Source organism: Facivitalis istanbulensis, assembly GCF_040560405.1.
GTDB classification, from domain to species: domain Bacteria; phylum Pseudomonadota; class Alphaproteobacteria; order Sphingomonadales; family Sphingomonadaceae; genus Sphingomonas; species Sphingomonas istanbulensis.
In genome coordinates this window covers 37,202-51,070 of the sequence record NZ_JAVSCQ010000029.1, presented here as the reverse complement: position 1 = coordinate 51,070, position 13,869 = coordinate 37,202, and the positions used below count along the sequence as shown (strand labels likewise).

Here is a 13,869-nt window from a genome sequence, read left to right as displayed (position 1 = left end):
TCTTGGGAAAGAACGGCCGAAGCCGCTTCATCTGATCGTCCGTCAGCCAAAACAGGTCGCTCATATCGGTCTCCTTGCGGAGCCTGAATCAGATCACGGCGCTCACATCAATGGGTCCTGACCCTAGCAAGGCGGATTGCCGCGATGCCTGCGCACCGAATTGCGTGGTGTTGTTGTTCGAGATGGCACCCTGACGAAGATCTCCGGCCAGGTTCGACATGCCGCCGGCCGTGGGCGCTTTCGCTTAGATTTGGCCATCGCGGCTTTTGAAATGTCTTTGCAGGACGATGTTGATTACCCGGCGTGCCGGATCGCCGCCATATTGCGCGCCAGCCTCTCGCGGCAGTATTTCGACGCGCACCAGGGCATCCGGTGGGAAGCGGGAAAACACGCTGGGATCGGCGACGCTCTGGCCGTTGACGATGACGACGGGGTCACTGCCCAGCGCCTTTGTCTGGGCAACGCGGTAAAGCACCTCGCCGATGTCATAGGCGCCCAGCGCGTCGATTTCGTTCGGCGGCAGTTCCGTTTCGGGCGGCATATCGGCCGCACCGCGCCGTCCGGTCACCAGAATGTCGGCGGCATGGGATTCTGGGGCAGACCCGTTCCGTGCCGTCTGCCCGTAGCTCACAGACGGGGGCACCGGGCCGGGCGACCGATCATCGGTCACGGGGGCGGCCAATGCGCAAAGGAATAACGGCATCGCGCGACTGTCCTCGCCATGTCCGGCCGACAGGATCCGGCGGGTTTGGTCCGGACTTCGTTCAACCAGACCCGGTTCAAGCGGCGTCCACCTGCCGAACGCTCAGATCATCCGTCCTGCAGGAACCCGATGCTTTACCCCTTCTATGTGACACGCGCTGGTGCCCAGACCGGAGGGCGGTGCCTGGCCCAGGCGGAAGCCTGTTCCAATTCGAATGCGAGTTCGAGCAGGGTGCGTTCGTCGCCGAGGCGGCTGGCGAACTGGATGCCGATCGGCAGGCCGCCGGGCGTCCGATAGAGCGGCAGGCTGATCGCCGGTCCGCCGCACGCATTCTGCACCATCGTGAAGTCGGCATAGCCGTTCAGCCGTTGGGACAGCGTTGCGAGGGGCAAGGTGCCGTTGATCTCGCCGATCTTGACCGGTGGCTTCAACAGGACCGGCGACATGAGCAGGTCGACCGTGTCGAAGGCGCTGAAATAGGCTTTCGCATAGCCATCCACCCGTCCGAGCGCCTGCTCCGCGCTGGCAGGCGGTATCATGTCGCCCATCATGCCGATCGCCACCGAGGCCGGCTCGATCAATGCCGCGAGACGCTGGGCGTCGAGGCCCGTCAGGGTGAGCAGGTCTTTCTTGAGCTGGGCACCTTCGAGTGCGTAGATCAACGTGAAGTCCGACAGGAACGCTCTGGTGTCGAACGGCCACTTCACCTCGTGAACCTGATGGCCGAGGCCGTTCAGCAGCTTGTCGGCGGCATCGAGGGCGCGCAGCGTCTCGGTATCGGGCAGCGCACCGCCCAGGCCGTTGATCAGCAGCCCGACCCGCAGCCGCCGGGTCGATGGACCGGTGACGCGACCCACCGGCGGATAGGGTCCGTTCCGCCCGATCTCGACCGCGGCGAGGAAATTGGCGGTGTCGCGCACCGTGCGGGACAGGCACAGCGGCTCGGTCAGGTTGAGGTGCGCGAGACGCCCCGGGGCATCCGGCACCCGCCCGCGCGACGGCTTGAGGCCGACCAGCCCGCAATTGCTGGCCGGGATGCGGATCGATCCGGCGCCGTCGGCGGCATGCGCGATCGGCACGATCCCGGCGGACACCGCCGCCGCCGATCCGCCCGACGATCCGCCCGGCGTATGATCGAGCGACCAGGGATTGTGGGTGATCCCATAGGCAAGCGTCTCGGTCGTGGGCAGCGCGCCGAACTCGCTCATCGTCGTGCGCGCGAAGATGGTGAACCCGGCCCGCCCGATCGCCGCGGCCATCGGGCCGTCCTGTCGGGCGACCGGCGTGACCTTGTCGAGCCGCGAGCCGAAATGGATCGGGGTGCCGGCGATAGCCTCCTCGTCCTTCATCAGGACCGGCACGCCCGCGAACGGCGGCGAGAAGTTCCTGGTCGCCAGCGCCTGCTTGCGGGCGCGGTCGTATAACTGCTGGCTGAAGCAGTTGATCTCGGGCAGCACGGCCTGCGCCCGCGCGATCGCGGCGTCGAGCGCCTCGACCGGGCTGAGCTTGCGAGCGCGGATCGCCTCGGCCAGGCCGGTCGCATCATATTCGGCGAAGGCGTGCACTGTATCGGGCGCGATGGCCTGCGCCAGACTGGCGGGCATCAGCGCGCCGATACCGACTGCGCCGGCCTGTTGCAGGAAATGGCGGCGCGTGTTCGCGGGCATGGCGGGATCGTCGCGAGGCATGATCGGGTTCCTTGTGTTTGATGCGAAGATCACACGCTCAAGATGTTGCGCCCGCGCTCCACCGTCATCGTCCGGCCGGGCCGGGTCGCGAGGGAGTGCGTCAGGATGGTGTCCATGAACACCCATTCGCCGGTCACCCTGTCGGGTGTGAGCTGGATCGCCATATAGCCGCGATTGCTGGTGTCGGCCCATTTCAGTTCGGGGCTGGCCCCCATGATGAACTGGGCGATCATCGGAGGCGGCATCGTCAGATACGCCTCCAACCCCGGCGAGGTGATGCTGTGGCCGCCGAACTCGACGCCGGCGGGCTTGCCGTGTGAGGCGAGGTCGAACGCCCAGGCATTGTGGCTGTCGCCCGACAGCACGACCAGATCCGCCTCCACCGCCTGCGCGGCGTCGAGCAGGCGAGTCCGCGCTGCCGGAAAACCGTCCCAGTCGTCGAGGTCGGGGGCGATACCGGCCTTGCCGGCGGCCGAGATCACGCTGAGAAAGGCTGCCTGGTCGGGCGGCAGCTTGAGGTTGTCGGTAAAGCCGGCCGGCAATTCGGGCAGCCGCGTTTGGCCCATCACCACTTCCTGCGCCAGCACCTGCCATTTCGCGCCGCGCTTTCGGGAACGGGCGAAGCCGTCATACAGCCACTGTTCCTGCGTAGCGCCCATCATTGTCCGCCGTGGGTCGGCCAGCGGGCCGTCGCGCAGCGCCCTGAGCCTGGCCACCGGATCGCCACCGGTGCCGATCGCCTCGGCCGGATCGAGCCGCACGCTGCGCGCGGTCAGCCGGGTCTCCGGGCGGAAGATCGTCGCGAGATCGCCGACTTCAAAGCTCGACCAGGGCCGGTCCGACACGGGCAGCCATTCGTGCCATGCCTTCATCGACGCGCGCTTGCGCTCCTCGTAATCGCCTTCACCGGGCTGGTGGTTTTCCGCGCCATGCGCCCAGGCGTCGTTCGCCGTCTCGTGATCGTCATGCTGGGCGATCATCGGGAACATCTGGTGCAGCCGCTGCAAATCGGGATCGGCGCGGTAGCTGGCGTAGCGCAGCCGATAATCGGCGAGCCGGATCGCCTCGCCCGCCGGTTCGATGATGCGCCCGGCGACGGCCTTGTCCGCGCCCGGATAATAGCCGCGTTGATATTCGTAGATATAGTCGCCGAGATGGACCATCAGGTCGATATCGTCGCGCGCCGCCGCATGGGCATAGGCGTTGAACCAGCCGAAGGGCAGGTTGGCGCAGGAGAAGACGCCCAGCCCGAACCGCGCGACCGGCCCGATCGGCAGCGTCCTGGTCCGCCCGGTGGGGGAGACGCTGCCGTCCGGTGCGATGAAGCGGTAATAATAGGTCTGGCCCGGCTTCAGGCCGCCGACCATCACCCGCGCGGTATGATCGTCGGCGCGGTTCGCCATCGCCACGCCGCCCGACTTTCGCGCGAAGTCCGGGGTTTCGGACAATTCGGCGGTGAGCGGGGCGTCGTCGCCATGGGCGGGGACGTAGCGGGTCCATAACAGGATCGAGTCCGGCCCCGGCTCGCCGCTGGCGACATTATGGGTAAAGCCCCGTGCGGTCAGCAGCGCCTGCGCATGGGCAAGGCCACCCATGGCCAGCGCGCCGATGCCGAAGCTGCCGGTCAGGATCAGGCCGCGCCGGTCGAGAATGATCGTCATAAAGCCTCCTTTGGAGGATCGAGGATTATCGGGAACCGGCCGCCATGCGATCGCTCGCGGCCGGGGCAGGGGCTGGGACAGCGGCCGGAACAGGGGCTGGCGGTGGGGCCTGGCTCGGGCTTGGGGGCGGGGTGTCCGGCGACGGCGGGGAGGGCGTCGCGGTGGCGGCCATGGCATCCGGCGTCGATGGGCCGGGCAGGGGGATCGCGCGCAGCGCGGTGTCCACCGCCTTTACCCGCTCATGCGGCACCGCATCGGGGAACATCGCCTCCAGCGTCTCGAGGCTCATCGCCTTGAACTGATCATATTGCGGATGGGTGGTGAAGCCGGGCAGTTCGCGTTCCAGCACCGCCCGCGCCTGGGGGTTGGCGGCGATCCGCTCGATCGGCGTCTTGATGCTGAACGCCGGTTTCTCCTTGTCCGGCGCGGCGTGCAGCGGTGCGACCACGGCCTGCAAGGCGACGGCCAATTGCAAGATACGAAAACCCATACGCATCGATGACATCCTGATGGCTTGCAAAAAGAGGCGATGCGGCGCCCGAAAACGCCGCATCGCCCGAGTGGTCGGGGAAATTAGTTGATGACGATCGCCGGCGAGAGAGTCAGGCTGCCGGAGGCGTGGCACTCGCCGTGAATCGCCGCCAGAACGCCGGACGTGCCGGGCAATGAGCCATAAAGCGGGCCAGCGACGCCGCCGCTATACGAACCGACGACGTCGGCCGGGCCGCAGTCACCGAGCCGGGTTGAAACCGTCAAACCCTTGATCGTTACGCTGGTCGGCGACGTGGCCTCGACATGGAGCGGAAGCACCAGGCCATCATCGCAAGCCAACAGTCCGCTACCAACCTTGGTGCCGGTGTAGCTCGTGAAAGTCATGCCTTTCTGGTCGGCATCCACGGTGCCAGTAAAGGTGAGGTTGCAGACCGTGGTGAGGTTGCCGTTCAGATCCTGGGTGAGTTGGCCCGAAGCCGTTACCGGCGTACCGGCCGGCGAAGTGATCGTCGCGGCTACGGCTGCCGTCTGAAAGGCGACGACGCTGGTCAGGCCAATGAGAGATTTTGTGAAGATGTTCATGGTAAGTTTCCTTCCTATTGGGTAAGTTGGAAAAATTATACTTCACGAACAGTTTCTATTTATGAGACTTACTTCCTCCCTGAAATCAAAATTCATTTGAAACCAACTTTCACGCTGAAGCCGATGATGCGCGGATCAAGCGTGAAGACGTTGGTAAAATTGCCGACTTCGATCGGTCCGGTGAAGGCGTCGGTGATCGGCGTGCTGTCGAACAGGTTTTTGACGTAAAGCTGGTACGTCAGGTTTGATTTCGGCCGGCTCAGCGTCAGCGCTAGATTTGCGTTACCCCAGGCCCGCAAACGATCGTAATCGGTGTTGTACATGCGAGCGAAACTGGCTGACTGGCGATAATAATCGCCACGGAGTGAAAGTTTCCACCTGTCGCTATCGAAGTAGAAGCTATACTCTGCTCCGACGTTGAATGTTAGATGCGGTGCATTGGGCAATTGGTGCCCACTGAGATCAGCCGAAAAGCCATATCCGTTATTAGGCGCTCCATAGTTTGATGGATTGGCGCCGTAATAATTTGCTGGCTTGTTCGGGTCATATGGTGCTGTAGCATCGTATGTAAAACCATAGAAAGCATTTCCTGGACCGAAAGGATTTCCAAGGTTTCCGAATAGGTGAGGCTTTTCGCAGAAGAAAAGTACGCCGCCGTCGCTGGCGTCGTTGACATTCTTCGATGGGGAAGCCTTGAGGTAGGCGCCGATCAACTTCTTGGGGGCGATGCAGGCGTTAGGGCTCTGGGCCCAGGGATTGACCACCATCCAGTCGTTATGACCTTGCAATCGGTCCATCACGTCGATCGAGCTTTGGCCATTGCCGATCCGAGTGCCGAGGTAGCCTAGCGTCGCGCCAATTCTGAAATGCCGCGACGGCACCCATGCGGCTTCGACCTCCGCACCATAGGTAATGGCGTTGACATTCTCGGTATTGATCACACGGTTGATCAACTGCGAGATCTGATAGTCTTTGTAATCGTTGAAGAACGCAGCCAGGTTGAGCATAACCTTTCCACCGGCAATCTTGTTCTTCATGCCGATCTCAAAGGTGTTGACCTCTTCCGGTCTGAAGGTGGTGGGAAGCTGGGTATAAGTTCCGCACGTGATGGCTCCGTTCGGTGGGAAGCCTTTCGCGTCGCAGGGTTTGTCGACCTGCCCCTTGGCGTTGTCGCCACCGCCCTTGTAACCATGTGAATAGGAGGCGTAGAACGCTGTTTCATCGGTGAACGACAGATGCGGTTTCCAATCGACCGCCAACCGGCCGGTCACGCGCCGCCATTGCATGGTTTCCACGGGGTCAGCCGGATATCCGCGATCGACAGTGCCGCTGTTGAAGCCTTTGGTGTCGCTCAGCAATTGGGTGGGGTAAGGCGTGATCTGCTTACGATCATCGGTATAGCGTAGGCCTGCCGTGACCTTAAAATTTTCAGAAGCTTTCCAGTAAATTTCTCCAAATGTGGCCCATGATGTCGTATGGAGTTGCTGTATGCTTCTGAAATAATTGTGGCCTTCACCGTTTATTTTATCGATTGGGTTGGGGTCAATATATGTACATCCGTTGCCATTTTTGTCGCAGAATGCTGTTTCAGATATCGCGGCGGCTGTGAACAGATTGCTGAATACGTAGTAATTTTCAGTTGTCTTGTAGGATAAGTAGTTGCCTCCAAGGTTGAAGTTGACTGGGCCATCGAAGGAGGAGTTCAGTCGTACCTCCTGCGACCATTGCTCACTACGCGCTTCTGAACGATCCACAGCAGCCGGAACGGTCAGCTCACCAAGTTGTGGATCCTTGAATGTACCAACGCCGTTCTGAGAACCAAGATAGGGCTTCCATGCGGTGACGAGACCTCCCTTATATTTCTCGGGGGCCACAAACCAAGGGGCTGCCTCAAACCGGAAAAAATCCTGCGAAGCGTTGTAATAGTCTTTAGAATACAGCGTCTGAGAGGTGAAATGGAGATCATGTTGGATGTCGAATTCAGCATTGAATTGAAAGAGGTCATTGTGAGCCCGATATTTCGGATCATAGAAGGTCGCGATTTCCCGCAGATTATGGGATTGCTCCCCATTGGCTGTGGCGAAGGGGTCAAGTCCCATTGGAATGAGATAGCTGCCGTAAGGCCCGCGACTGCCAGGTAGCGCCAGAATGAGCGCAGTGACGAGCGGTGAGCCGATGCCATTCGGCACGCCATAAGCGGAGTCGGAATAAAGCGACTTCTCCTGGCACCCCCGCGTCAAGGCGCCCATGCTCCACGCGCCGTTCACGGGGCCAGACTGCGCCTTGCCATTCTGATCGATATAGTCGACCGACTTTGGCGTCGCGCCACGCGTGCAGAGCTGCTTGCCGGTGCGCGCCCGGTCGTCATTCTCGTTGAAATGCTCCCAGAAGAAGCTGAAGCGCAACCGCGGGTCGGGCTCCCAGAGCGCCGACAGCCGCGTCGAATAGAGATCGCGGCCATTCACCTTCTTTTGCGTGACCGTGTTGTAGTCATAGCCGTCGCGCTTGGTCCATGCGCCCGCCGCGCGGATCGAGAAGGTGTCGCCGATCGGGATGTTGATGAAACCGCGCAGGCGGGTCGTGTCGTAATTGCCGACTTCGCCCTGAACCTCCCCCTCCCATCGTCCAAGCTTCGGCTTGGCCGGCAGCATGTTGACGACGCCAGCGGTCGCGTTGCGGCCATAGAGGGTTCCCTGCGGTCCGCGCAGCACTTCCACCCGTTCTACGTCGAAATATTCCTGCTCGAACAATCGGTTGCGAATGAGAGGCGTATAATTGAAGCTGATGGCGACGGCCGGGTCGGCGGTGAGGGAAATCGCCTTGGTGCCGATGCCGCGAATGGTGAAATTATAGCCCGAGAAATTGTCCTTCGAGAACGAGACGTTCGGAATGGCGCGCAGCAATTCCGGCCCGCCCTCGATCTTCTGGTCGGACAGATCCTGTGCGGTGAACGCGGACACCGCCGCCGGCACGTCGATCAGGCGCTCGGACATCTTCTGCGCGGTGACGATGATGTCGTTGCCCGAACTGGTCCGCGTATCTTGACCGGCGGCGAGGCTGCCGTCGTTTCCGCGCGAGGCCGTATTCGCTCGGCCCGGCGCGCCCGGGTGCGCGGCGGACGTCGCGGTCCGGCGGGCGGCGGGACGCAGTACGATGGTCGCGCCATTGTCGGAGGCGATTTCCAGCCCCAGCGGGGCGATCATGCGGCGCAGCGCCTGACGCGCATCCTGCTGCCCCCGGACCGCCGGCGCGATCCGTCCACGCAGCCTGGATGACGGGACGATGATCTGGATACCGGCCTGCCGCGCAAACGCCGGAATGGCGTCGACGGCGGGCTGGGCGGGAATGTTGAAAGCGCGATCTTGTGCAAAAGCCGGGCTGGCGACGGCCATCAAGGCCAAGGCACCAGCACCCCCCAAAAGTCGGCAAGTCGTCGTCGTCTTGGTCACGAAACCCCCTCTTGCTAGCGGGGGCGTTCGTCGCGGCCCCCATCAGTCTGGAGATTCCAGGGCCGGTCTTCCCCCATAAATTTTTCCGGAAAAATTTCCGGGTGGAGGAAGGAAAAATCGCGGGAGCGGCTAACCGATTACGATCCGGTCCGATTCGACTCGTACGGGGACATCGAACGCGGTGCCGATCGCCTGGGCAAAACCGGCGGGATCGTCGGCGGCGTACAGGCCGCTCACCGCCTCGCGCGCAAGGGCAGGATCGCGCAGCAGGATCGGCCGCTCGCTATAGCGGGTGAACGCCGCGACCGCGCTGCCCAGGCTTTCGTCGTGGAAGGACAATTGGCCGTTGATCCACGCCAGTTCGCGCGACATCTGCTCGGGCGAGACCGTCTCGATCCGCTGCTCCAGCCCGGCCGCCGGGGTCAGCACGAGCCTGCAATCCCGCTCCAGCCGCACGCCGCGCGCGCTGCCCGGACCGATGACGTCGATCGCGCCGCGATGCACCGTGAGTTCGGGCGGGCGATCCGGCAGGTTGCTGACGAAGACCATGGCGGAGGCGGCATGAAGGCGCCAGTGGCGGACCCGCAGGACATAGGCGCGCTTGTGCTCGCCCGCGAGCGACAGCAGTATCTCGCCCGTGTCCAGCCAGATGTCGCGCGTGCCGACATAGGTGCCGATCCGCACGGTCGACAGCGTATTGAGCGTCAACCGTGACCCTTCCTCCAGCGGCACCTGGCGCATTTCGCCGCGGGTGGTGGCATAGGCGGTCGTCGCGGTGAGGCCATAGCCGAGGACGCCGGCGCCGACGCTGGCCGCCACGGCGCCGCCGGTGCCCCACATCAGCATCCCTCGCCGGGTGACCTGTGGCGGCGACGGCGGCGCGAAGGCTTGACGGTTGAAGACGGGGGCCAGGGACCATGCCGCTTCGGTGCGGGTGAACAGCGCCCGCGCGCGCATCAACGCGCCCAGCCGCCGGGGGTCCTGCGCGAGCCATGTCTCGAGCGCTTCGGCGTCATCGGCGGAGAGGGGGCCTCGATCCATGCGAACAGCCCAGCCGGCCGCCACCTCATTGATTGTCTGCGGAGTCTCGCGGTCTTGCACCAAGTCCAATTCTTCCCAGCTTCCCTCTCCTAGGAGAATCGGCCACGTCATTTCCACCATGGTGGGCGAAACGCTCGATCACCAAGGTCAGTCCCTTGCCGATATGTTTCTCGACCGTACTCTCTGAAATGTCCATGCGCTTGGCGATTTCGCGCTGTGACAGGCCCTCGACCCGCCGCATGACGAAGACGGCGCGTACCTTGGCCGGCATCGCCTGGATCGCGGCCGCCAGCCGTCTCAATTCGTCGCGGGCGATGGAGATTCGCTCGGGCGAAAAGGGATCGACGGGTTCGAAGACCTCCATGTCCTCGATCGATTCGAACGGCACGATGCGCGCGCGCTTCAGATCGCGCAGGACCAGCGAGCGCGCGATCTTGAACAGATAGGCTTTGGGATGAAGCAGATCGTCGAGCCGTTCCCGTGAGGCGAGAATTGCATAGGTTTCCTGCACGATGTCGTCGATTTCGTGCGGATCGAGGCGGCGCCGACGGAGCCACGAACAGAGGCTCGCTTCATGCGGCAGGATATGATGATCGAACCAGCGCGCGCGTTCGAGGCTGACCTTTTCGGTCAGCGGCCGCCGTTGGGACGGGGGCAACTGGGGGCGTTGGCGCAATGGCATTGGAGCGGACCAATCGAGCGTGTCTCGTGTCCGCTTAATGGACAGTAGTGACAGAATCGGGACGGATGTTCGGGGAAGTGGAGTTGCAACCGGATCGGTGGTGACTCGGATTGACCTCGCCCGCGCAGGGCGCAAGCCGTCGGTGAAAACGATAAATCAGATGGCAAAGCGATCGGCGACGGCGGTCCAGCAGTGGCGTTGGAGGTTTCCACGCGGCATCGGCCCGATCGTGGAGACGCGGTCGCCGATCCGCCCGGCCGCTGGATCCGACGCGGCCGCCTGGAGTGCGGGTGCAACCCTTCGGTTTCGTCATTCGGACAGGGGAGGATCGCCTCTTGTCCCGTGCGGTCTTGGCCTGTCGTCAGCTCAGCGGGATCATCACGACGTTGCGAAAGGCGTCGCGTTCCTGCAAGGCCGCATACCAACGCTCGAGATTGGGGCGCGAAGGCCGTTCGACGGGCAGTTGGACCCAGGTGTTCGCATAGGCCGCCACCGGAATGTCGCCGATGCCGAATGCGTCGCCGGACAACCAGGGCTGCCGCTCCAGCGCTTCGTCGAGGATCGCCGAAAGCGCCGCCGCTCGCGCCACGCTCCGCGCGACAAGCCCGGCATCGCGCTGGTCGGGTGAGGTCCGCACCATCTGGAAGAAGATCGGCCGTACCGCGTCGGCCCAGGTGAAATGCCAGTCCATCCAGCGCTCGGCCGAGGCGCGGGCACGGGATTCGACCGGATAGAAGCGCTCGCCGCCATGACTGGATGCGAGATAGCGCAGGATGCTGTTCGACTCCCATACGGTGAAGCCACCATCCTCGATCGTCGGGATCAGCGCGTTCGGATTGAGCGCGCGGTACGCATCATCCATCCCGAACGGGCCGCCGACATCGCGGCGGTCATAGGCCAGGCCCATTTCCTCGGCCAGCCACACGACCTTCTTGACGTTGTGCGAGTTGATCCGCCCCCAGATGGTCAGCATCGCATCAGCTCCGGTAATCGGCGTTGATCGAGATATAGCCGTGGGTCAGGTCGCAGGTCCAAACCGTCGCGACGCCGTCGCCCAGGCCCAGTTCGACGCCGACTGCGATCTCCTGACCCTTCAGATGCGCGGCGACGGGGGCCTCGTCATAGCCTTCGACCGCGAGGCCGTCCCGGGCCACCAGCGTTTCGCCGAAGCGGATCGACAGCTTGTCGCGCTCGGCCGGTTCGCCCGCCTTGCCGACCGCCATGACGACGCGCCCCCAGTTCGCATCCTCGCCCGCGATGGCGGTCTTCACCAGCGGCGAGTTGGCGATCGACATGGCGATGCGGTGCGCCGAGCGGTCGCTCTCCGCGCCCTCGACGCGGATTTCGATCAACTTGGTCGCGCCCTCGCCATCGCGAACGACCAGTAGCGCGAGCTGGTGGCACAGATCGGCCAGCGCCGCGCGGAAGGCGTCCGCCCCGTCGCTGTCGTCATCGACCAGCGGCGCATTGCCCGCCCGGCCGGTGGCGAAAGCCAGCACGGTGTCGCTGGTCGAGGTGTCGCCATCGACCGTGATGCACGAAAAGCTGCGGCCATTGGCGGCGTTCAGCGCGCGTTGCAGGAATTCCGGGGCGACGGCGGCATCGGTGAAGATGAAGCCCAGCATCGTCGCCATGTCGGGCGCGATCATGCCCGAACCCTTGATGATCCCGGCGAGCGTCACCGTGCGGCCATCGACCATGGCCGTCGTCGTCGCGCCCTTGGCAAAGGTGTCGGTGGTCATGATCGTCGCGGCGGCCTCTTCCCAGCCGCACGGCGTGGCGGTGAAGGCGGCGTCCAGCCCGGCCTCGGCCTTGTCGATTGGGAGCGGCACGCCGATCACGCCGGTCGAGGCGACGAATATGTCCGAGGGCTGGCAATCCATCGCGGCGGCGGTGCGTGCGGCGATCGCCTCGACGGCGGCGCGGCCCCGATGGCCGGTAAAGGCGTTGGAGTTGCCCGCATTGACGACCAGCGCACGCGCCTGGCCCAGGACCAGCGCCTGGCGGCACCATTCGACTTCCGGGCTGGGGCACTTGCTGGTGGTCAGCACGCCCGCCACGCTCGTCCCCTCCGGCAGCGTCACGAAGGTCAGGTCGCAGCGGTCCCAGTTCTTATACCGCGCACGCGCGACGCGCAGCGTCACGCCATCGATCGCGGGCAGGGCGGGAAAGGGCTGGGCGAGGGGCGAGGTGGCGGTGCTCATGGCGCCGTGCTTTGCCGCTTGCGCGCTCGCGCTGCAACGGGTTGATGGCGGCGTGGGCAATTTTGGTGGGGGGAATCGATATGGCGATGATTGCACTGATGCTCATGCTGCTCTGACAGGGCGCAACGGAGCAGGCGGATGATGCGCCAAAGCCCGAAATCATCGGTGACATGGCGGCGGTCTACGGCCCTCATAACTATCCTCCGGCGGCGCTGCGTGCGCGGGAGGAGGGGCGGGTTGTGGCCGACCTGACCATCGACGCCCATGGGCGGGTGACGGACTGCCGGATCGTCGAGGCCGCAGCAGCCTCGCTCCGTGAGCAGACCTGTCATCTTGCCGTGTCGAGCCGGGGATTATTCCGTGCAGCGAGGGATCGCCAGGGCAATGCCGTTGTCGGTCATTATCGCCTGCGCATCCGATGGCAGTTGCCGGATGGCGATCCCACGCCGCCCAGGCCGGCCCGTTCCAGCGCCGCCATTTCCGAGATGATCGTCGAACCCGATGGCCGGGCGACCGACTGCCGGGGCCGCACCCTGCCCGGCAACATCGCCATTCCCGACTTGCCCTGTCCGTCATCGACGGAGGGGTTGCGGGCTGCGGTCATGCGGCATGCCGGCCTCGGCGCGCCGCCGCGTTTCCGCTATTTCGCTCTGGTCGAACATGTCTTCGGCGATGGGCCGCCCGCTAGCGACGATATGGCCAAGGATATGGCGATTCTTCAACGCCTTCGCGTTGACTTCAGGATCGATGCTACGGGCAGGGCCGTGGATTGCCGATGGTCGGTCCGCATGGGGGTGGTCGATGGCCAGCCAATGCCGACCAGATGCCAGACGGGCGAAGCGAGCCCAACATGCCCAAGTCTGGCTATGATCAGGTGGAGATCCTTTACAAGATCCTGCCGCCCAGCCCGTGATGGTCCGCATGGTGCCGCGATGATATCGGTCGCGGCGATGCAACGGATGGACGCGCCGCGCGTATCTGCCTAAGACAAGCCTCGCATGAACCTGCTTCTGCTCCTTTCCGCCCTTTTGTCCGCGCTGACCGGCGTGGGCGCGAATGCGCGTGGGCAGGAGGCGCGGGGGGTGGTCGCCGAGTGCGCGATCGTCGCCGCCGCCAAGCAGGCGGCCGTCGCCCGCGCGGCCACCCGGCCGGTCCAGGCACTCGCGACACTGGTCGACAGCGCCCGGCCGCTGGGCCTGTTCCGCGCCTTGTCGCCGCGCCCTGTCGCCGCGATCTTCGCGAGCCGTCGGCGCGAATAGGCTTCGGCGTCGGTACCACGCCGACCCACCTCCTCGTCCTTTCCAGTCGCGCGTGCCTCGCTTCGATCGGCGCTGCGCCTGTTTCCACGATCTTCAGTCAGGAAATCG

General features: G+C 64.1%; 12 protein-coding genes. 2 read left to right on the top strand and 10 right to left on the bottom strand.

The window, feature by feature from the left end; translation table 11 throughout:
- Positions 1-244: 244 nt before the first annotated feature.
- From RN629_RS14790 to argJ, 10 genes are all read right to left on the bottom strand, one after another.
- On the bottom strand, positions 245-670 hold the full coding sequence (locus RN629_RS14790; RefSeq protein ID WP_407035907.1) for a hypothetical protein: 426 nt from the start codon (positions 668-670) through the stop codon (positions 245-247).
- Between the two features lie 176 nt (positions 671-846).
- On the bottom strand, positions 847-2,391 hold the full coding sequence (locus tag RN629_RS14785; RefSeq protein ID WP_407035906.1) for an amidase family protein: 1,545 nt from the start codon (positions 2,389-2,391) through the stop codon (positions 847-849).
- A gap of 29 nt (positions 2,392-2,420) precedes the next feature.
- Positions 2,421-4,052 carry an alkaline phosphatase D family protein gene (locus RN629_RS14780; protein ID WP_407035905.1) on the bottom strand — a complete coding sequence of 544 codons (1,632 nt, stop codon included), beginning with the start codon at positions 4,050-4,052 and terminating at the stop codon, positions 2,421-2,423.
- Positions 4,053-4,077: 25 nt separating this feature from the next.
- Positions 4,078-4,548, bottom strand: coding sequence for a hypothetical protein (locus RN629_RS14775; RefSeq protein ID WP_407035904.1), 471 nt, complete (start codon positions 4,546-4,548; stop codon positions 4,078-4,080).
- Between the two features lie 77 nt (positions 4,549-4,625).
- A complete protein-coding gene (locus RN629_RS14770) occupies positions 4,626-5,126 on the bottom strand; it encodes a hypothetical protein (protein WP_407035903.1) in 501 nt (166 codons plus the stop codon).
- A 92-nt stretch (positions 5,127-5,218) separates the two neighbouring features.
- Positions 5,219-8,575 carry a TonB-dependent receptor domain-containing protein gene (locus RN629_RS14765; RefSeq protein ID WP_407035902.1) on the bottom strand — a complete coding sequence of 1,119 codons (3,357 nt, stop codon included), beginning with the start codon at positions 8,573-8,575 and terminating at the stop codon, positions 5,219-5,221.
- Between the two features lie 129 nt (positions 8,576-8,704).
- Positions 8,705-9,727, bottom strand: coding sequence for a FecR family protein (locus RN629_RS14760; protein ID WP_407035901.1), 1,023 nt, complete (start codon positions 9,725-9,727; stop codon positions 8,705-8,707).
- On the bottom strand, positions 9,642-10,433 hold the full coding sequence (locus RN629_RS14755; protein WP_407035900.1) for a sigma-70 family RNA polymerase sigma factor: 792 nt from the start codon (positions 10,431-10,433) through the stop codon (positions 9,642-9,644). The genes RN629_RS14760 and RN629_RS14755 overlap by 86 nt, the downstream gene beginning before the upstream one ends.
- A gap of 226 nt (positions 10,434-10,659) precedes the next feature.
- Positions 10,660-11,271, bottom strand: coding sequence for a glutathione S-transferase family protein (locus tag RN629_RS14750; protein WP_407035899.1), 612 nt, complete (start codon positions 11,269-11,271; stop codon positions 10,660-10,662).
- Positions 11,272-11,275: 4 nt separating this feature from the next.
- The gene (argJ, locus tag RN629_RS14745; RefSeq protein ID WP_407035898.1) at positions 11,276-12,502 is read right to left on the bottom strand and encodes a bifunctional glutamate N-acetyltransferase/amino-acid acetyltransferase ArgJ; all 1,227 of its coding nucleotides are present in this window, start codon (positions 12,500-12,502) and stop codon (positions 11,276-11,278) included.
- Positions 12,503-12,672: 170 nt separating this feature from the next.
- Between argJ and RN629_RS14740 the strand changes: the two genes are divergently transcribed.
- Together RN629_RS14740 and RN629_RS14735 are read left to right on the top strand one after the other, a co-directional pair.
- The gene (locus RN629_RS14740; RefSeq protein WP_407035897.1) at positions 12,673-13,488 is read left to right on the top strand and encodes a TonB family protein; all 816 of its coding nucleotides are present in this window, start codon (positions 12,673-12,675) and stop codon (positions 13,486-13,488) included.
- A 12-nt stretch (positions 13,489-13,500) separates the two neighbouring features.
- The gene (locus RN629_RS14735) at positions 13,501-13,761 is read left to right on the top strand and encodes a hypothetical protein (RefSeq protein ID WP_407035896.1); all 261 of its coding nucleotides are present in this window, start codon (positions 13,501-13,503) and stop codon (positions 13,759-13,761) included.
- Positions 13,762-13,869: the final 108 nt, after the last annotated feature.